15 protein-coding genes are annotated in these 19357 nt (G+C 73.8%); 4 read left to right on the top strand and 11 right to left on the bottom strand.

The genetic code is table 11. From position 1 onward, the window contains the following. Positions 1–40: 40 nt before the first annotated feature. Together O7611_RS07340 and O7611_RS07335 are read left to right on the top strand one after the other, a co-directional pair. On the top strand, positions 41–982 hold the full coding sequence (locus tag O7611_RS07340) for an ATP-binding cassette domain-containing protein (protein WP_194800806.1): 942 nt from the start codon (positions 41–43) through the stop codon (positions 980–982). Further along, positions 979–1725 (top strand): ABC transporter permease, encoded by a 747-nt coding sequence (locus O7611_RS07335; RefSeq protein WP_194800805.1) that lies wholly within the window; start codon positions 979–981, stop codon positions 1723–1725. Before O7611_RS07340 ends, O7611_RS07335 begins: the two co-directional genes overlap by 4 nt. Here O7611_RS07335 and O7611_RS07330 read toward each other — a convergent pair. Continuing rightward, entirely contained in the window at positions 1709–4846 is a 3138-nt protein-coding gene (locus tag O7611_RS07330; protein ID WP_194800804.1) for a BTAD domain-containing putative transcriptional regulator, read from the bottom strand. The two genes, O7611_RS07335 and O7611_RS07330, sit on opposite strands and share 17 nt — an antisense overlap. 161 nt (positions 4847–5007) lie before the next feature. Between O7611_RS07330 and O7611_RS07325 the strand changes: the two genes are divergently transcribed. Further along, entirely contained in the window at positions 5008–5985 is a 978-nt protein-coding gene (locus O7611_RS07325) for a hypothetical protein (RefSeq protein ID WP_194800803.1), read from the top strand. A gap of 143 nt (positions 5986–6128) precedes the next feature. Continuing rightward, complete coding sequence (locus O7611_RS07320; RefSeq protein ID WP_228532064.1) at positions 6129–6764, top strand: helix-turn-helix domain-containing protein; 636 nt, start codon at positions 6129–6131, stop codon at positions 6762–6764. Positions 6765–6838: 74 nt separating this feature from the next. Here O7611_RS07320 and O7611_RS07315 read toward each other — a convergent pair whose 3' ends face one another. The 10 genes from O7611_RS07315 to O7611_RS07270 are packed head-to-tail and all read right to left on the bottom strand — an operon-like array spanning position 6839 to position 19356. Continuing rightward, a complete protein-coding gene (locus O7611_RS07315) occupies positions 6839–7930 on the bottom strand; it encodes an alpha/beta hydrolase (RefSeq protein ID WP_269696447.1) in 1092 nt (363 codons plus the stop codon). A gap of 5 nt (positions 7931–7935) precedes the next feature. After that, positions 7936–8934: an LLM class flavin-dependent oxidoreductase gene (locus tag O7611_RS07310; RefSeq protein WP_269696446.1), complete on the bottom strand. Its 999-nt coding sequence runs from the start codon at positions 8932–8934 to the stop codon at positions 7936–7938. Continuing rightward, complete coding sequence (locus O7611_RS07305; protein ID WP_151500654.1) at positions 8931–9257, bottom strand: TIGR04076 family protein; 327 nt, start codon at positions 9255–9257, stop codon at positions 8931–8933. The genes O7611_RS07310 and O7611_RS07305 overlap by 4 nt, the downstream gene beginning before the upstream one ends. Then, positions 9254–10258: a zinc-binding dehydrogenase gene (locus tag O7611_RS07300; protein WP_269696445.1), complete on the bottom strand. Its 1005-nt coding sequence runs from the start codon at positions 10256–10258 to the stop codon at positions 9254–9256. Before O7611_RS07300 ends, O7611_RS07305 begins: the two co-directional genes overlap by 4 nt. Continuing rightward, positions 10255–10668: a nuclear transport factor 2 family protein gene (locus O7611_RS07295; RefSeq protein ID WP_269696444.1), complete on the bottom strand. Its 414-nt coding sequence runs from the start codon at positions 10666–10668 to the stop codon at positions 10255–10257. Before O7611_RS07295 ends, O7611_RS07300 begins: the two co-directional genes overlap by 4 nt. After that, complete coding sequence (locus tag O7611_RS07290) at positions 10665–11930, bottom strand: amidohydrolase family protein (RefSeq protein WP_194800797.1); 1266 nt, start codon at positions 11928–11930, stop codon at positions 10665–10667. The genes O7611_RS07295 and O7611_RS07290 overlap by 4 nt, the downstream gene beginning before the upstream one ends. Then, entirely contained in the window at positions 11927–13597 is a 1671-nt protein-coding gene (locus O7611_RS07285) for a hydantoinase B/oxoprolinase family protein (RefSeq protein WP_194800796.1), read from the bottom strand. The genes O7611_RS07290 and O7611_RS07285 overlap by 4 nt, the downstream gene beginning before the upstream one ends. Next, positions 13590–15278, bottom strand: a complete 1689-nt coding sequence (locus tag O7611_RS07280) for a hydantoinase B/oxoprolinase family protein (protein WP_194800795.1) — start codon at positions 15276–15278, stop codon at positions 13590–13592. The genes O7611_RS07285 and O7611_RS07280 overlap by 8 nt, the downstream gene beginning before the upstream one ends. Beyond that, positions 15275–17326, bottom strand: a complete 2052-nt coding sequence (locus tag O7611_RS07275; protein ID WP_194800794.1) for a hydantoinase/oxoprolinase family protein — start codon at positions 17324–17326, stop codon at positions 15275–15277. Before O7611_RS07275 ends, O7611_RS07280 begins: the two co-directional genes overlap by 4 nt. Continuing rightward, on the bottom strand, positions 17323–19356 hold the full coding sequence (locus O7611_RS07270) for an ABC transporter ATP-binding protein (protein ID WP_194801037.1): 2034 nt from the start codon (positions 19354–19356) through the stop codon (positions 17323–17325). Before O7611_RS07270 ends, O7611_RS07275 begins: the two co-directional genes overlap by 4 nt. Between the last annotated feature and the right edge of the window lies 1 nt (position 19357).

The following is a 19357-nucleotide window of genomic DNA, read 5'->3' as shown; positions in this document are numbered from 1 at the left end:
GTGTCAGGGCGGTGGCGGTACGGCCGCGGATGGTGGTCGCATGACGAGTTCAGCGATAGCGGTCTCCGGGCTGCGCAAGGCGTACAAGGACCGGGTGGTGCTCGACGGCATCGACCTGGACGTCCCCGCCGGGACGATCTTCTCCCTGCTCGGCCCGAACGGGGCCGGCAAGACCACGACCGTGAACATCCTGACCACCCTGATCCGCGCCGACGGCGGGTCGGTGCGGGTCGCCGGGCACGACGTGGCCACCGAGGCCAAGGCGGTCCGCGCGGCGATCGGCGTGACCGGGCAGTTCGCGGCGGTGGACGAACTGCTCACCGGGCGGGAGAACCTGCAACTGATGGTCGACCTCGGCCCGCGCGACCGGGTGCCCGGCAAGCGGGTCGTCGCCGAGCTGCTGGAACGGTTCGACCTGGTCGAGGCCGCCGACAAGCTCGTGTCGACGTACTCCGGGGGCATGCGCCGCAAGCTGGACCTGGCGATGACGCTGGTCGGCGAGCCGCGGATCATCTTCCTGGACGAGCCGACGACCGGGCTGGACCCGCGCAGCCGGCGCACCATGTGGTCGATCATCAGGGAGCTGGTCGCAGGCGGCGTGACGGTCTTCCTCACCACCCAGTACCTCGACGAGGCCGACCGCCTGGCCGACCGGATCGCGGTGCTCGACCAGGGCCGGCTGGTCGCCCAGGGCACGCCGGAGGAGCTGAAGCGCCGGATCCCCGGCACGCACGTGCGGTTGCGGTTCGGCACCGGCGCCGAACTCGACGCGGCGGCGCTGGTGCTGCCCGAGGCGGAACGCGACGAGGAGGCGCTGGCGCTGCGCGTGCCCACCGACGGCGGAACCGCCTCGTTGCGCGCCCTGCTCGACCGGCTCGACGCGCACGCGATCAGCGCCGACGACCTGTCCGTGCAGACCCCCGACCTCGACGACGTCTTCCTGGCCCTGACGGGCCGTACCCCGGAGGTGGCCGCCAAATGAGCCGCAACCACTCGGTCGTCATGCTGCGCCGCAACCTGACGCACCTGCGCCGCAACCCGACCTCGGTGTTCAACGCCGTGCTGATGCCGATCATCGTGATGCTGATGTTCGTGTACATGCTCGGCGACGCGTTCTCCGTCGGCGTCGACTACGTCGACTACGCGACGCCGGGCCTGATGCTGCTGGCGGTCTGCTACGGCCTCGGCGGCACCGCGACGTCGGTGAACTCGGACATGACCAGGGGCATCATCAACCGGTTCAAGGTCATGCACGTCTCCCGGGGCGCGGTGCTGACCGGCCACGTCGTCGCCACCGTGCTGACGAACGTCCTCGCGGTAGCGGCCCTGGTCGGCGTGGCGTTCCTGCTCGGCTTCCGCCCGGCCGCCGAGCCCCTGCACTGGCTCGGCGTGGCCGGCGTGGTGGTGCTGCTCAGCGTCGCGGTCAGCTGGTTCACCGTCGCGCTGGGCCTGTTCGCCAAGTCGCCGGAGTCGGCGGGCATGGCCTCCGTGCCGCTGGTCCTGCTGCCGTTCTTCAGCAGCGCGATCGTGCCCGCCGACAAGATGGGGCCGGGACTGCGGCAGTTCGCCGAGTACCAGCCGTTCACGCCGATCATCGAGACCCTGCGCGGCCTCCTCGAGGGCGCGCCGTCGGCCGGCGACCTGATCCCCGCGCTCGCCTGGTGCGCCGGCATCGCGGTGGTCGGCTACCTGTGGGCGCGGTCCACGTTCACGAAGCGAGCGTGACCTCGACCAGCCGCTCCCAGCCGGTCTCCCGGCCCTGTGCGACCGCCTCGGCGAACCCCGCGTCGCCGAGGCGGTCGCGCGCTGCCGCCTCGATCCGGGGCACGTCGGGGTGGGCGCGGTCGGGCAGCCCGCGTACCGCGGTGGCGGCGCCGAGCAGCCGCGCCGCCTGGTCCGGCCGGTCGAGCCGCACCGCCAGGTCCGCGACGCCGACGAGCACCTGGGCGGTCAGGGGCGCGTAGCCACCCTCGCGCGCCGCCCGGCACGCCGCCGCCCGATGGGTACGGGACTGCTCGACGTCGTCGGTCAGGTAGCCCAGCAGATCCTCGATGCCGGCCCGGACGCCCGCCAGGTTCGCCTCGTCGCCGAGCAGCGCCGACACCGACCGCAGTTGTGCGTACGCCTCGTCCGCGTCGCCGTCGTGGCGGGCCAGGTACGCCTTCGTCAGCGCCAGCTCGGCCAGCGCGCCCGGCCAGGCGACCCCTGCGGCGAGCCGCTGCGCCTCGGCCACTGCGGCGGCGCTCGCCGCCTCGTCGCCGTCCAGCCGGTACAGCCACGCCAGCCGCGCCCGTATCCGGATCACGTCCTCGACGGCGCCGACCTCGGTCACCGCCGCGACGGCCTGCTCGTAGTAGTCGCAGGCGGCGGCGACGTCACCGCGTACGGCGGTCAGCTCGGCCAGCTCGCTGAGCGCGAACGAGATCCCGAAGCGTTCCCCGATCGCCCGGAACTCGGCGAGCGCCTGCCGCAGGCACGCCTCCGCCTGCGGCGCCTCGACGCCGAGGATGACCCGCAGCTTGCCCAGATGCAGCCGGGCCAGCGCGCATACCCACGGGTCCTCGTGGTCGAGCAGCGACTCCCAGGCGGGCAGCAGCGCGTCCGGCTCCCGCAGCATCCGCTCCAGCGGCACGACCAGGGCCATCTCCGGGTAGGTGCCGCGGCCCTCCGCGCCCAGCCGGTACGCCTTGTGGATCCACTCCGACGCATGCTGCGCGTCGCCCGGCCCGGAAGTGAGGAAAAGCACCACGAGTCCGTACACCACGGCGCGGATGTCGTCGGGCACGTCGCCCGGCGCCTCGGTGGCCGCGATGATCAGCTCCATGCCCTCGCTGCGGTGGCCGCCGAGCCACCAGTACCAGCCGCCGCCGGCCGCGAGCCGCATCGCCTCGGCCCCCTCACCGGCGGCGAGCGCCCCGCGCATCGCGGCGGTGATGTTGTCGTGCTCGGCTTCGAGCCGGGCGAGCCAGGTGAGCTGGTCGGCGCGCCGCAGCCGCGGCTGCGCCGCCTCGGCCAGCGCGGTGAAGTACGCCAGGTGCGCGCGGCGCGTGGTGTCCTCCTCCTCCGCCTCGGCGAGCCGCTGCGCGGCGTACTCCTTGATCGTGCCGAGCATGCGGTAGCGCGGCGCGACGTCGCCCGCCGCGACCAGCAGCGACTTCTCGGTCAGCGCGGTGAGCAGGTCGAGCACGTCGCCCGGCTCGACGGCGCCGCCGCCGCAGACCCGCTCGGCCGCGTCCAGGCCCGCCCCGCCGGAGAACACCGACAGCCGGCGCAGCACCGCGCGTTCGGCGTCGGTGAGCAGTTCCCAGCTCCAGTCGACCATCGCGCGCAGCGTCCGGTGCCGGGGCAGGGCGGTCCGGCTGCCGCCGGTGAGCAGCCGGAACCGGTCGTCGAGCCGGGTGGCGAGCTGGTCGACGGACATGGTGCGCAGCCGTGCCGCGGCCAGCTCGATCGCCAGCGGCATGCCGTCGAGCGCGCGGCATATCCGCGCCATCGTCGTCGCGGTACGGGCGTCGAACACGAGGTCCCGGCGTACCGCGGCGGCCCGGTCCCGCAGCAGGCGCACGGCGGGCGACGACTCGACCTCGGCGGCAGCGGCGTCCCCGCCCGGCAGGCCCAGCGGCGCGACCGGCCACAACGCCTCCCCGGTGATGCCGAGCGGTTCCCGGCTGGTGGCCAGGATGCGCAGCCGCCGGCACTCGCCGAGCAGCCGGTGCGCCAGCGCCGCCGCCGCCTCGACGACGTGTTCGCAGTTGTCCAGGATCAGCAGCATCGCCCGGTCCCGGATCGCCGCGACGAGCCGATCGGCCGGTTCCGCGCTGCCCGCGTCGCCGAGCAGCGCGTCGCGCAGGCCGAGCCCGGAGATCGTCGCCTGCACGACGTCCCCGTCGGCGCTGATCGCGGCGAACTCGACCAGCCACACCCCGTCCGGCAGGTCGCCGGTCAGCCTGCGCCCGGTCTCGGTGGCCAGCCTGGTCTTGCCGGAGCCACCCGGACCGGTGAGCGTGGTGAGCCGGTGTTCGGCCACCAGCGCGCCGACGGCGGCGAGGTCGGCGTCCCGGCCGACGAAGCTGGTCAGCTCGGCGCGCAGGTTGGTCCGGCGGGTGTCGTCGCGGCGTACCGTCTCGCCGCGCAGCAGCGCGACGTGCAGCGCCGACAGCTCCGGCGACGGATCGGCGCCGAGGGCGTCGGCGAGCGCGTCGGCGGTGCGCTGGTAGACCATCAGCGCCTCGGTGTCCCGGCCGGCCGCGACGAGCGCGCGCATCAGCGACATGGCGAGCCGTTCGCGCACCGGATGGGCGGCCGCCAGGTCGGTCAGCTCGGGGATCAGGTCGGCCTCCCGGCCGAGCCCGATCTCCGCGTCGTACCGGTCCTCGGTGGCGGTCAGGCGCAGCCGTTCCAGCCGGGTGGCCGCCGCGTCCAGCGCCGGGCTGTCGGACAGGCCGATGTCGCGCAGCGCGTCGCCGCGCCACAGGCCCAGCGCCTCGCGCAGCAGCCGTACCCGCTGCGGCCCGTCGCCGTCGCGGGCCCGGCGGACGAGACGCTCGAACCGTACGGCGTCGACGGCGTCGGGCTCGACGGCGAGCCGGTAGCCGTCGGGCAGCCCGTCGACGGCGCCCGCCGGCAGCGCCTTGCGCAGCCGGGAGACGAGGCGTTGCAGCGCGTTGGCGGCGTCGGCGGGCGGCTGCTCGCCCCAGATCCAGTCGACGAGCGTCGCCTTCGGGACCACCCGGCCGGGCTGGAGCGCGAGGGCGGCCAGCAGCCCGCGCAGCCGCGCGCCCGGCACGTCGGCCGGGACACCGGCGTCCGTGGTGACCTGGAACGGCCCGAGCATCCCGATCTGCACCCGCCGATCCTGCCACGCCCGGCGACCCGGCCCGGTCCGCCGCCCCCGCCGGTCAGGTGGCCAGGCGAGATGCCGGCGCTACCTGGTCTCGTACGGGGCAGCTCCGCGACACCGATCCTGATAAATTGCGCGCTCCGCACGGGTTCGACGGGGGAATGCGCATGTCCGACACGGGGGCCGGATCCGATCAGGGAGCGACCGGGAACGAGGAACAGCGGGCCGACACCGCCTGGATGCCGTCGGCCGTTCCCGGCCCGCCACCGCAGCCGGCCACCGGGCCGGTTCACCAGCCGCCCGGCACGGGTTACGGACCACCCACCGCGGGCCCGCCGTACGGACCGGCCACGACGGCCACGCCGTTCGGGTCGGCCCCGCCGTACGGGCCGTACCCGCCGCCCGGCCCGCCGTCGTCGGGCCGCAACCGCGGTCTGGTCGTCGCCGTCGCGGCGCTGAGCGTGCTGCTGCTGGTGGCGTGCTCGGGCCTGATCGGCGGCGCGTTCCTGCTGGGTTCCTCGCCGCGCGAGGCAGCCGAGCCGGAGCCGGCCGCGCCGCCGGTGGCGCCCTGGCGGTCGTCCGGCGCGACGCCCACGCCGGGTGCGACGGCGAGCGTGGAGCCCTCGACGCGCGGGCCGCAGCCCAGCGACTTCCCGGCGGCGCAGATCTCCGACCTGAACGACGTGTGCGACGGGGTCCTCTACTTCCCGCAGTCGCCGAAGCGCACCGGAGCGGCGCCGCACCCGGTGGCGCTGCTCGTCGGCACCGACATGGGCACGGGCCGCCGCCACGACCGGGTCTACTACTACGACGAGGGCCTGTCGAAGCGGGTGGAACGGACCTGGGCGTCGGAGGACCCGAAGGCCGTGCAGATCGTCGCCTGTCTGGATCGCACCGGCACCGGCGCGACGATCCGCAAGTGCCGCTACGACGACCCGAAGCCGGACACGCTGACGCTGCTGAAGGCCACCTACCGCCTGCGGGTGTACGAGGTGGCGACCGGCCGCAGACTGCTGGACAAGACCCTGGGCGGGGACGACCAGCAGTGCCCCTTCGTGGTCCTGTACGGACCGGACAAGAAGATCTACGCCGAGGTCAGCCACCGATCGCTGCTCTCGGCGCTGCGCAATCTCGTCAAGCGGTAGGCGGGCGACGCCGGCCGGGGTCCACCCGGGACGACGCGGGGAAACCGGCCGCACGGCCCCTCGCGCACCGGCCGGGATGTTCGATACCATCGAACATCCCGGCGGAGGTCCCGCCACCTCGACAGGAGGTCCCCGTGCGGCCCATGAACAGTCAGCCGCCGTCGGAGCAGGCCGGCTCCGGTGGCGCCGCGGACGAGAACACGCCCGCGGGCGTCGTCGGCGGGCGGATCCGGCGCTACCGCAAGGAACGCGGGCTGACCCTGCGCGGCCTCGCCTCCCGTTCCGGGCTGTCCATCGGCTTCCTGTCCCAGGTCGAGCGCGGCATCTCCTCCATCGGCCTGACCGCGCTCGGCAGCGTCGCGAAGGCGCTCGACCGGTCGGTGGCCGACTTCTTCGACGCCGGCACGCCCTCGCCGGACAGCACCGTCTCCTCGCTCCCCCGGCACTTCACGCTGACCAGGGCGGAGACGGCCGCTACGCAGTACGTGTCCGGGCAGCAGACCTACCGCATGCTCTCCGACCGGGGGCCGGACCTGGTGCTCGAACCGATGCTGGTGCACATCGCGCCGGGCGGGCGCCGGGAGAACGCGTACGGCCACCGGGGCGAGGAGTTCGCCTATGTCATCTCCGGCGAGCTGCTCTACGAGGTCGAGGGCGTCGAGCACCGGCTGTTCCCGGGCGACAGCGTGCACCTGCGCTCGTCGGTGCCGCATCAGCTCTTCAACGACACCGACGCGGTGACGACTGTGGTCTCGGTGGTCACGCCCCGCCTGTTCTGACCCGCGCGCCGGGCACCACGAATCGCCCTCCGTGTTCACGTAGGTGAACTCGGAGGGCGATTCCACGTCCGGCGTCAGCGACCGAGGCGCGCGTCCACGGCGGTCATCGTGTCCCGCCAGATGACCGAGGCCGGGTCGATCACGGCGAAGTGGTCCCCCGCCTGTTCGAGGTGGCGGATCTCGTCCCCGGCGGCTGCCGCGGCGGCGGCGTAGCGCCGGTTGGCGTCGACGAGGTCGAGGCTGTCCTCGGTCCCCTGCACGAGCAGCGTCGGCACCCCGGCCGGCAGGCGGAGCATCGGGTCGCTCTCGGCGTACCGGCGTGGGGCCGTGGCCGGTGAGCCGCCCAGCGCGGCGGCGATCGCACCGTCGCCGAGGTAGCGCCGCTCGCCCTCGGTGAGGTCGAGCACCCCGGCCAGCGACACCGCGAGCGCGACACGTGGCCCGCCCTTACGCGCGGCCAGGTCCGCCGCGGCGCGCAGCGCGAGCTGCCCGCCGGCCGAGTGTCCCAGCAGGACGATCCGGTCCAGGTCGACCAGCCGGTCGCGGGCCGGTTCCCGCAGTGCGCGCAGGCCCGCCTCCACGTCCTGCGTGGTCGCGTCCCAGCCGTGCCGGTCCGGGCGCCGGTACTCCAGATTCCAGGACGCGTACCCGCGCCGGGCCAGGTCGGCGGCGAGCGCGTCCATCAGGTCCGCGCCCCAGTTGGACCGCCAGAACCCGCCGTGCAGCAGCACCGCGACCGGCGCCGGGCCGGTGTCGAGGGCCGACGGCAGTCGCAGGTCGCCCCACTGGTCCGGGTCCGGGCCGTAGGCGATCCGGGTGGCCGGCGCGCGGAGGCGGCGCACGGCGTGCCGGATCGCCCAGGCCAGGCCCCACAGTCCCCGCCCGGCCAGGTGGATCGCGCCGGGCACCGGCGGCTCGACGGTCAGGTCGTACCAGACCACGCCGGCCGGCTGCGCGCCGATGAGGGCACGGGCCGCCGGTGTGGGGCCGGGCAGCGCCACCACCGGCTGATCAGTCGTGGCGAGCAGCGAGCGCAGCTCGTCGGCCGATCCGGCGGTGACCACCTGACCGGCGACATCCAGTTCGGCGCAGGTGGCGTCGGCCAGCGACGCCAGCAGAGTCGCGTCGGCCACCAGGCCGGGGCCGGCCACCACGGTGAGCCGCACCTGACTCACCTCCGCAGCAGCGGCAGGACGGCCGAGCCGAGCAGGTCCACGCCGCGCTCGTCGGTGAGGCCGTGCGGCGTACCGAACTCGACCCGGCGCACGCCCGCGTCGATGAGCGCCTGAGCCTGCGCGGCGACCTGCTTCGGCGTGCCGGAGAAGGCGAACCGGTCGAGCACGTCGTCCGGGATCAGCCGGCCCGCCGCCTCGTCCTCGCCCGCGTCGACCAGCTCGCCGACGCGCTTGACCAGGTCGTCGGGCATCACGACGGTCGGGTCCAGCTCGGCCACCACCGCCAGGTACATGGCGACCTCGGTGCGGGCCTTGGCGCGGGCCGCCTCGCCGTCGGTGTCGACGACAGTCACCGCACCGAGCACGATGCCGACGTCCGCGACGTCGCGGCCGGCCTTCTCCGCGCCGGTCCGCAGCCGCTCGCGGATCACCGGGACCATGTCCGGGTTGGCGCTGCCGCCCACCTTGATCTCGTCGGCGATCCGCCCGGCCAGCGCCGCGCCCTGCGGGCCCCACGCGCCGAGCAGCAGCGGCGGGTCGGGCCGCTGCACGTCGTAGCGCAGCGCGGTGCCGGGGGCGAGCGTGAAGACCTTCCCGGTGAAGCCGCTGCGGTCGCCGCGCAGCAGGCGGTAGACGACCTGGACGGCCTCCTCGATGGTGGTCAGCGGCCGCGGCTGCGGCAGGCCGACAGCGCCCAGCCAGGTCCCGCGGGCCAGACCCAGGTAGGCACGCCCGTGCGAGGCCAGGTCCAGGGCGGCGATCTGACCGGCGATCTCGTACGGCGCCATCGAGTACGGGTTCAGGCAGGCCGCGCCGAGGCGTACCCGTTCGGTCGCCTGTGCCATCTCCAGCAGCGGGAAGATCGGCGGCTGGTACATCAGGTCACCGAAGACGGTGAGCACGTCGAAGCCGTGCGCCTCGGCGGCGCGGGCCAGCCGGGCGTAGGCGCCGGCCGGCTTGTCGCTCTGCAGGCCGAGCCCGATCTCGACGGTCATGTCAGGTCCGCCGAGTTCATCGTGCGCCGGCAGGTCCGTTCCACCTTCATGACGAGCCGCTCCTCCGGATCGGGGCAGATGAAGTGGGAGTCCTGGGCCAGCCAGTCCCCCGGCGCCAGGTCACGCTGCTTGGCGGCGAGGAAGGGCAGCACCGAGGCGAGCGCGTACACGCAGAAGTGCTTTCCCTCGGGCAGCCGCAGGTGCGCGCTGTTGGTCAGTTCGAAGTGGTCGCCCACGGCCATGCCGCACACCGACCGGCCCTCGATCCGGTCGACTGTGACCTTCAGGTCGTAGATCTCCATGTCGCCGTCGCTGTCGCTCACGGTCCCTCCCCCTCGTCGATCCGTACGATGATCTTGCCGGTGGTCCGGCGTTCGGCCAGTTCGGTGAGCGCCGCGGGCGTCTCGTCCAGCGACACGACGCGGCTGACCGGCGGTCGAACCGCGCCGGAGGCGCACATGTCGAACAGCTCCTGGTAGGCCGCCTCGACGGCCGACGCGCGCTGCCACGGGTACTGCGAGCCCCAGGACAGACCGACGAGCGTCGCGTTCGCCGCCATCAGTCGCAGCGGGTCGACAGGCGGCGGCGCGCCACCGGCCGCGCCCACCGCCACCAGGCGGCCCTCGAACGCCAGGCACTCCCAGGAGCGGGCGAACACGTCGCCGCCCACCGGGTCCACCACGACGTCCACGCCACGTCCGCCGGTGGCCGCGCGCACGGCGGGCACGAAGTCGTCCGCCGTGTAGTCGATCGCCACCTGGGCGCCGTGGTCGCGGCAGATCGCGGTCTTGGCGGGGCCGCCCGCGGTGGCCAGGACCCGCGCGCCGCGGGCGACGGCGAGCTGGATCGCGGCGATGCCCACCCCACCGGCGCCCGCGTGCACAAGCACCGTCTGCCCGGCGGTGAGACCGGCTCGTTCCAGCGCGAACCAGGCGGTCTGGTAGGTGACGGGCAGCGCCGCCGCGGTGACCGCGTCGACAGTGGGCGGTCGCGGCACCACCACCGCGGCATCCACCGTCACGGTGCTGCCGAGCGCGCCGCGCGGCAGCGCCGGGCAGGCGAGCACCTCCTGACCCAGCAGGTGCTCGGCCCCGGCCCCGGCGGCGACGACCCGGCCGGCCGCCTCCACCCCGGGTGTCATCGGCGGGTCCGGCCGCACCGGGTACTCGCCCCGGCAGAGCATGACGTCCAGGAAGTTCAGCCCCACCGTACGGACGGCCAGCCGTACCTCACCGGGGCCGGGCGGCGGGTCTTCGGGCAGCTCGGCGACCGACAGCACGTCCGCCGGCTCGCCGGTCCGCCCGGCGACCAGCCGCCGGATCACGCCGCGCCCACCGGTTCCCGGACCAGCTCGGCGTGGTGGTGCACGATCACCCAGCGGCCGTCGATCCGGCGCACCACGTCGGTGACCCGGGTGATCTCCGGCTCGTCGTCCGGGCCGAGCTGCGCGACCAGCTCGTACCGGGCCACGCCGAAGTCGTCCCACACGTCGATGCGCTTGTCCCGCGCGGCGAGCACCGCCAGCCGGGGCCGCCGCCCCGCGGCGTCCCGCCGGGCGCGGTACTCGTCCAGCTCGGCCCGGGTCCGCAGCGGCCCGGGCAGGTGCGTCTCCCAGGTGGTCACGTCCGGGTCCAGGTGCGTGTCGAACCGCTGCTGGTCCCCGGCGAGGAACGCGTCGTACATGTCGTCGATGCCGGCGGCGATCGCCGCGGCGCCTGAGTCCGCGAACGTCATCGCGTCTCCTCCTGGTTCCGGTCGTCGCGGGCGATCTGCCCGCCCTTCATCACCCACCGCACGTCCCGGAACGCCGAGGTGTCGGCCAGCGGGTCGGCGTCGGTCGCGATCAGGTCGGCGAGCTTGCCGGCCTCGACGGTGCCGAGGTCGGACTCCGCGCCGAGCCACCGGATCGGGCCGAGCGTGCCGGCGTGGATGGCCCGCGCGGTGCCGATCCGCTCGGACATGTACTCCAGCTCCCGGATCGAGGCGGTGGTGCCCTCGAACTCCCAGAACGGGGGCATGTCGCTGCCGAGCAGCACCTCCACCCCGGCGGCGATCGCCATGTCGAAGCTCTCCAGGTGCCGGGGGCCGGCGCCGAGCGACCGGCACTGCATCCACTCCGGCACGCCCAGCTCGTCGAAGAACTCCTTGCACCGGGTCACCAGCAGCGTCGGCACGAGCGCGGTGCCGCGCTCGGCCATCCGCGCCGCGACCTGCGGAGTGAGCTGGTAGCCGTGCTCCACGCAGTCCAGTCCCAGCTCCACGGCCGCGCCGATCACGTCGGCCGGTCCGGCGTGCGCTGTCACCTTGCGGCCCCACGCGTGCGCGGTCTCGATCACCGCGCTCATCTCGTCGGCGAACAACTGGGGCGTGTGGATGCTCTCGTGCTCACCGGCGATGCCGCCCGAGATCATCACCTTGATCAGGTCCGCGCCCGCCTTGATCTGGCTGCGGACGCCGTGGCGGAAGCCCACCGGGCCGTCGCACTCGAGCGTGTCGTTGCTCTCGTGGCCGTGCCCGCCGGTGCACACCAGCGCCCGGCCGGCGGTGTAGATGCGCGGACCCGGCACGCGCCCGGCGTTGATCGCCCGCCGCAACGCGAAGTCGGCGTGGTCCTTCTCCGCCACGCAGCGCACTGTGGTCACGCCGGAGTGCAGCGTGCGCCGCGCCCCGTCGGCCATGTAGTGGGCGAGGTCGTACGCGCCCATCCCCTTGACGCCCTCGCCGGCGGAGCCGGGCAGCGACAGCGAGAAGTGGGTGTGCATGTTTACCAGACCGGGCGTCAGGTACGCGCCGTCGAGGTCCACCTCGGTCAGCCGGCCGGCGGCCCGCGCCTGCTCGGCCACCTCGGCGTACGGCCCGACGGCGGCGATCCGGTCACCCCGGACCCACACCCCGGCGCCGGTCACGGGCGTCATACCGTCCACCACGCGGGCGTCGAGCACTGTGCAGTTGCCGAGCAGCACGCTCGGCTGCTCGGGCGAATAGGCGGCACTCACGCGATCACTCCATAAACGTCTCGGGCGGCCCGCGCGGAGACGTAGCCCTCGGCCACGTCCCGTCGCACCGCCTCCGGATCCCGACTCCTCGGGTCACCGTGCCCGCCGCCACCGGCGGTCAGCAACGTCACCCGATCCCCCACCGCCACCGCGGTACGCCGTGTGCTCACCCGGTGCTCCCGGTCCGTGCCCGGGAAGACGACCACCTGGTTCGGCTCCGGCTGCTCGCCGCCGGCCAGCGCCCACGGCGCGCTCTTCGTCTTCTTGATCACCGTCAGGAACTCGCCCGGCGTCACGAACCGGATGTCCCGCCGCAGGCCGCAGCCGCCCCGGAACCGGCCGGCGCCACCGGAGTCGGTGCGGATCTCCAGGCGCTCGAAGAACATCCCGGTCCTCGACTCCAGCACCTCCACGGGCGTGTTGCGCGCCTGGGTCTGGCACAGGTGGTTCGCCGGTCCGATGCCGTCGTGCCGGGGTGTGCCGCCCCAGCCGACCGGGTCGTTGTTGCTGACCGCGAACATGTCGCCGGTGTCCGGGTGCCGGCCGACCATCATGAACCCGGGCACGTCGCCGCCGGACGACGCGGCCAGCCGGTCCGGCATGCCCTGCGCCAGCGCCTTGAGGATCAACTCCAGCGCGACGGTGCCGGTCCACTGGGTGAACGTGGCGGCCGGGTACTGCGCGTGGAACAGCGTGCCGGGCTCGGCGCGTACCCGCAGCGGCGCGAAGTGCCCGGCGTTGGTCTGCTCATGCGGCGTGGTGACGCCCTTGAACGCGACCCGGCAGGTGGCGATCGTGGCGCCCAGCGGCAGGTTCACCGGCCCGGGCACCGCCGGGGACGACCCGGCGAAGTCCACTGTGAACGCGCCGTCGGCGACGGTGACGGTGACCCGCATCCGGATCGGGTCGTCGGTGACGCCGTCGTCGTCGAGCCAGTCCTCGGCGGTCCAGGTGCCCTGCGGCAACGCGGCGACCGCCTCCCCGGCGCGCTGCGCGGCGGCGTCGATCACCCGGTCGACCACCGCGTCGACCACTGCGGGGCCGTAGTGGCGGTACAGCTCGGTCACCCGCCGCTCGCCGGTCCGCAGCGCGGCGATCTGCGCGTTGAGGTCGCCGAGCACGAGTTCCGGCATCCGCGAGTTGAACCGGATCAGCTCGTGGATCTCCGGCACCGGCTCGCCCCTGGCGTACACCTTCGTGCCGGGGAAGATGATCCCCTCCTGGTGCATGTCCGTGGAGTCGAGCACGTAACCGGGATCCTTGGCGCCCAGGTCCATCCAGTGCGCCCGGATGCACAGGAAACCGATCAGCTCCTCGCTGTCCGGCAGCACGACCGGCGCGAACATCGTCGCGTCGTACGTGTGCGCCGCGTTCCAGTACGGGTAGTTGAGCAGCACCACGTCGCCGCGGTGCAGATTCTCCACGCCGACGTACTCGACGCCCTTGCGCAGCGAGTAGTCGTTGGCGCCGAGGAAACGGGACAACCCCGTGGACTCCGCGACCAGCCGCAACCGCCGGTCGTAGACGGAGATGCCGAAGTCGTACACCTCGTAGATCACCGGGTTGAACGCGGTGCGCACCAGCGCGGCCCGCATCTCCTCGGCGGCCGAGACGAGATGGCTACGGACGACCTCGACGGTTGCCCCGTCGACCGTCGGCTCACCCATCGACGTCCACTCCGTAGACGTCCCGGGCCGCCTCCCGGGAGACGTACCCCTCGGCCACGTCCCGCCGCACCGCCTCGGGGTCGCGGCCGCGCGGGTCGCCGTGCCCGCCGCCACCGGCGGTCAGCAGGGTGACCCGGTCGCCCGCCGCCACCACGGTGCGCTTGGTGCTCACCCGGTGCTCGCGGTCGGTGCCCGGGAACACGACGATCTGGTTCGGCTCCGGCTGCTCGCCGCCGTCGAGCGCCCACGGTGCGCTCTTTGTCTTCTTGATGACGGTGAGGAACTCGCCCGGGGTCAGGAAGCGGATGTCGCGCCGCAGGCCGCAGCCGCCCCGGAACCGGCCCGCGCCGCCGGAGTCCGCGCGGATCTCCCAGCGCTCGAAGAACATCCCGGTCTTGGCCTCCATGACCTCGATCGGGGTGCCCCGGCCGGTGCTGCCGGAGACGTGCGTGGCCGCGTCCATGCCGTCGTGCTGCGCGGTGCCACCCCAGCCCACCAGGTCGTTGTTGCTGACCGCGAACATCTTGCCGGTGTCCGGGTGCAGGCCGACCATCATGAACCCGGGCACGTCGCCGCCGGAGGACGCGGGCAGCCGGTCCGGCATGCCCTGCGCCAGCGCCTTGAGGATCAGCTCCACCGCGACGATGCCGGTCCAGAGCGTGAACGTGGGCTGCGGGTAGACGGCATGGAACAGGCTGCCCGGCTCGGCCCGCACCTCCAGCGGCGCCACGGTGCCGGCGTTCGACGGCTCGTCCCGCGACGTCAGCGACTTCAGCACGACCTTGCAGATCGCCTCGGTCGCCCCGAACGGCATGTTGATCGGGCCACGGGTGGCCGGGGCCGAGCCGGCGAAGTCGACGATGAAGCGCCCGTCGTCGATCGTCACCGTGACGCGCATCTTCACCGGGTCGTCGGTGATGCCGTCGTCGTCCACCCAGTCCTCGGCGGTCCAGGTGCCCTGCGGCAGCGTGGCCAGCGCCGCCCGGGCGCGGGCCTCACCGTCGGCGATGATCCGGTCGATCGCCTGGTCGACGGTGGCCCGGCCGAACTTCTCGATGATCTCCAGCATCCGGCGCTCGCCGGTACGCAGCGCGGCGATCTGCGCGTGCAGGTCACCGAGCACCGCGTCGGGCATCCGCGAGTTGAAGCGGATCAGCTCGTGGATCTCGCGCACCGGCACGCCCCGGGACACGACCTTGGTGCCCGGGAAGATGAGCCCCTCCTGGTGCATGTCGGTCGAGTCGAGCACGTAGCCCGGGTCCTTGGCGCCCAGGTCCATCCAGTGCGCGCGGACGCAGAGGAAGCCGACCAGCTCGCCGTCCGCGTCCGGGTCCGCCTCGTCCGGCCGGAACACCGGCGCGAACAGCGTCGCGTCGTACGCGTGCGCCGCGTTCCAGTACGGGTAGTTGAGCAGCACCACGTCGCCGCGGTGCAGGTTCTCCCGGCCCACGTACTCCACGCCCTTGCGCAGCGAGAAGTCGTTCGCGCCGAGGAAGAACGTCAGCCCGGTGGCCTCGGCGACCAGCCGCAGGTCGGCGTCGTACATCGACAGGCCGAAGTCGTGCACCTCGTAGATGACCGGGTTGAACGAGGTACGGATGAGGGTGGCCCGCATCTCCTCCGCGGCGGACAGCAGATAGCTGCGGACGACCTCGACCTGGGCTCCGTCCAGCGTGCTCATGCGGCTTCCTCCAGGGTGACGAGCAGGTATCCGTGGTCGTCGACGGTGACCCGCTGACCGCTGGGCACCACTGTGGTCGAGGTGCCCTCGTCGACCAGCGCCGGTCCGTCGAAGGTGTCGCCCGGCTCCAGGCGGGCCCGGTCGTAGACCGCGAACGGCACCACCGCGTGCTGCCCGAAGTCGTACGCGTCGCGGTGCGCCAGCAGCGCCTGCGACGGGTCGCCGTCGCCGCGCGGCAGGGTCTCCAGCGCCGGCCGGTCGGTGCGCCCGATGCCGCGCACCCGCAGGTTGAGGATCTGGAGCGGGTTGCCCATGGTGTGGCCGTACCGGGTGCGGTGCGTCTCGTCGAACGCGGCGCGGACGGCGTCGCGGTCCAGCTCACGCCCGACGGTGACCATCAGGCTGTGCTCCTGGCCCAGGTAGCGCAGCTCGAACTGCCGCTCCAGCACCGCCTCACCGGCCGGCACGCCCTGCGCCACCAGCGACGCGACCGCTTCGGCCTCGACGGCCTTGAACAGCTGCTCCAGCTCCGACAGGTCGGCGTCGTCGAGCGTGGCCATCACGGTACGGCTGAAGTCGTTGACGATGTCGGCCGAGAGCATGCCCCAGGCGGAGAAGCCGGACGGCGCGAACGGCACGACCACCTCGCCGATGCCCATCTCCCGGGCCAGCAGCGGCGCCAGCAGCGGGCCGGCCCCGCCGAACGCGAGCAGCGCGAACTGCCGGGGGTCGTGCCCCCGCTCGACGGTGATCTGCCGGACCGCGCCGACGGTGCGGGCCAGCAGCACGTCGAACACGCCCGCCGCCGCGTTCTCCACGCTCAGGCCGAGCGGATCGGCCAGCTGCTCCTGGATCGCGGCGCGCGCCTCGGCGTCGCGCAGGCCCATGGTGCCGGCGAGGAACCGGTCCGGGTCCATGTAGCCGAGCACCACCGCCGCGTCGGTCACAGTCGGCCTGGCGCCGCCCCGGCCGTAGCAGACCGGGCCGGGGTCGGCGCCGGCGCTCTGCGGACCGACCTTGAGCAGGCCGTGGTCCAGCCAGGCGATCGAGCCGCCGCCGGCGCCGATGGTACGGATGTCGTACGTCGGGATGAGCAGCGGGAAGTGCTCCAGCTGGGCCTCGTACGCGGCGACCGGGTTGCCGCGCTCGATCACGCAGGCGTCCAGCGAGGTGCCGCCGATGTCGAACGTGAGCACGTTGTCCCGGCCCAGCTCGGAGGCGACGTAGGCGGCGCCGACGATGCCGCCGGCCGGGCCGGACAGCACGGTGTGCGTGGGGGCGGTCTTGGCGACCGCGCTGGTCATCGAGCCGCCACCGGAGCGCATGATCAGGAAGCGCCCGGCGAAGCCGCGCTCGGCCAGGCCGGACTCCAGCTCGTCCACGTACCGCTCGAAGATCGGCCGGATGTACGCCTCCAGCACCGTGGTGCTGGTGCGCTCGTACTCCCGGTACTCGCGCACGATGTCTGTCGACAGCGACAGGCTGACCTCGGGGAACTCCTCGTGGATGAGGCGCGCGGCCTCCCGCTCGTGGCTCGGGTCGAGGAACGAGTGCAGGAAGCAGATGGCGATCGAGGTGACCTGCTGGTCCACCACGAGCGTGCGGGCGGCCTCCCGGACGCTGTCCGGGTCCAGCGGCTCCACCACGCGTCCCCGGTAGTCGAGGCGGCCCCGCACACCGGCGGTGAAGCGGCGCTGCACCAGGCTCTCCGGCCGCTGGTACTGGAAGTCGTACATGTGGTCGGACGGCACGTTGCCGCGGCCGATCAGGAAGATGTCCCGGAAGCCCTCGTTGGTGATGATGCCGGTACGGCCACCACGACGCTCCAGCACCGCGTTGAGGCCGAGGGTGGTGCCGTGGATGAACAGCTCCACCTCGGACAGGTCGGTGCCGAGCGCGGTGATCGCGTTGAGGACACCGTCCGCGGGCCGGGCCGGGGTCGTCGCCGCCTTGCGGAAGCGGACCCGGTTGGTGCGCGTGTCCAGTTCCATGGCGTCCACGAAGGTCCCGCCGATGTCGACGGCGAGCCGGATGGGGCGACGGGTCATGGCGTGACAGCCTGCCTTCCGATGAGGGCGGGAAGCTCGGGAACGCGCCAGCAGGCGGCCCGGCTCTCGCCGTACGACTGAAGCTCCTGCTGCTCCGATCGGCACCGGTCGGTGACGAACGGGCACCGGGCGGCCAGCGGGCACCCGGTCGCGGCGTCGGCTTCCTCCAGGTCCTTGACCAGCTCGACGGCCTCGCCGTCGGACCCGGTCGTCCCGCCGAGGCGGGGGGCGCTGCCCAGCAGCGCGCGGGTGTAGGGATGCCGGGGCGTGTCGAAGACGACGTCCACCGGTCCTTCCTCGACGACCCGGCCGAGGTAGAGCACCACGACGCGGTCGGCGAACCCGCGCACCGTGGCCAGGTCGTGGGAGATGAACACCGAGGCGCGGTCCGCGTCGGCGGCCACGTCGGCGATCACGTCGAGGATCTGCGCCTGGACGGTGACGTCCAGCGCCGACGTCGGCTCGTCGAAGACGATCAGGTCCGGCTCGCCGACCAGCGCGCGGGCGATGCCGATGCGTTGCGCCTGGCCGCCGGACAGCTCGTGCGGGTAGCGCTGGAGGATCGACCGGTCCAGCTCCATCCGGTCCAGCACGGCGGTGACGCGCGCCTCCCGCTGCGCCGGGGACAGGCCCGCGGCGCGCAGCGGCTCGGCGATGGAGTCGCCGACGGGACGGCGTGGGCTGAGCGAGCCGATCGGGTCCTGGAACACGAGCTGCGCCCGGGTCCGGGCCCGGCGCAGCGCCCGGCCGCGCGGGCGGGGGCGGCCCGGCTGCTTGACCAGCGTCTGCCCGGCGACCGTGACGGTGCCGGACGTGGGCGCGACCAGGCCCATCACGAGCTTCGCGAGGGTGCTCTTGCCGCAGCCGCTCTCGCCCACCACGCCGAGCGTCTCGCCCGGCCCGAGCCGGAGCGTGACGCCGCGCAGCGCGTGGTGCCCGCCGGATCCGAACCGGCTGCGATAGACGACGTGCGCATCCTCGATCTCCAGCACCGCCGGCTTCGGGTCGGTGCCGGCCGCGACCACGCCGGACGCGGCCGGCGTGTGCGCCGCCCGCGGCACGTCGGCGTCCAGCGGCCGGGTCTGCGGGTGGAAGCAGGCGAGTGACCACTCGCCGCCGCCGGGCACCGGCACGGTGGCCGGGCGCCGGGACGAGCAGGTGCCGTCGGCGTGCGCGCACCGGGCGACGAACGGGCAGTTGTGCGGCGCCTGCGTCAGCAGCGGCATGGCGCCGGGGGTGGCGACGACCGGCCGGCCGCCGACGTCCGGCACCGAACGCAGCAGCGCCCGGGTGTACGGGTGGGCGGGCTCCCGCAGCACCTGCGCGGCCGGTCCGCTCTCCACCACGGTGCCGGCGTAGAGCACCACCACCCGGTCGCAGACCTCCGCGATGGACGCCAGGTCGTGCGAGATCAGCAGGACGCCCCGGCCGTCGGTGTCGGCGGCGTGCCGGAACTGGCGCAGGATCTCCCGGGTCAGCGTCACGTCGAGGCCGGTGGTCGGCTCGTCGGCGATCAGCAGCTCCGGCGCGCAGCCGGTGGCCAGCGAGATCATCACGCGCTGGGCCATGCCGCCGGACAGCTCGTGGGCGTACGCGTCGAGCCGCCGCTGCGGGCTGCGGATGCCGACCGCCTCGAACAGCTCGCGCGCCGCCTCGCGGGCCCGCTCGCCGGACATCTCCTGGTGGGTGGCGAGCCGGTCGACGAGCTGCTTGCCGATGGTGCGGGTGGGACTGAGCGCGCCGCGCGGGTTCTGGAAGCAGATCGCCACCCCCCGGCCGCGGTGGGCGGCGAGCGCGGTGTCGTCCATGCGCAGCACGTCCGAGTCGCCGAAGCGCACCCGCCCGGTGGCGTGCGAGCCGCCGGGCAGCAGCCCGACGATGGCGCGGGCCACCATGCTCTTGCCGCCGCCGCTCTCGCCGACCAGGCCGACGACCTCGCCGGGCCGGACGGCGAAGCTGACGCCGCTGAGCGCTGCGACCTGCCGGCCGGGCCGGCGGATCGTCACGGAGAGGTTCTCGATCGACAGCATG

This window comes from Micromonospora sp. WMMC273 (genome assembly GCF_027460285.1).
Taxonomy (GTDB): Bacteria; Actinomycetota; Actinomycetes; order Mycobacteriales; family Micromonosporaceae; genus Micromonospora; species Micromonospora aurantiaca.
Note: the sequence above shows the minus strand (reverse complement) of the source record. Positions and strands in the feature narration are given on the sequence as shown.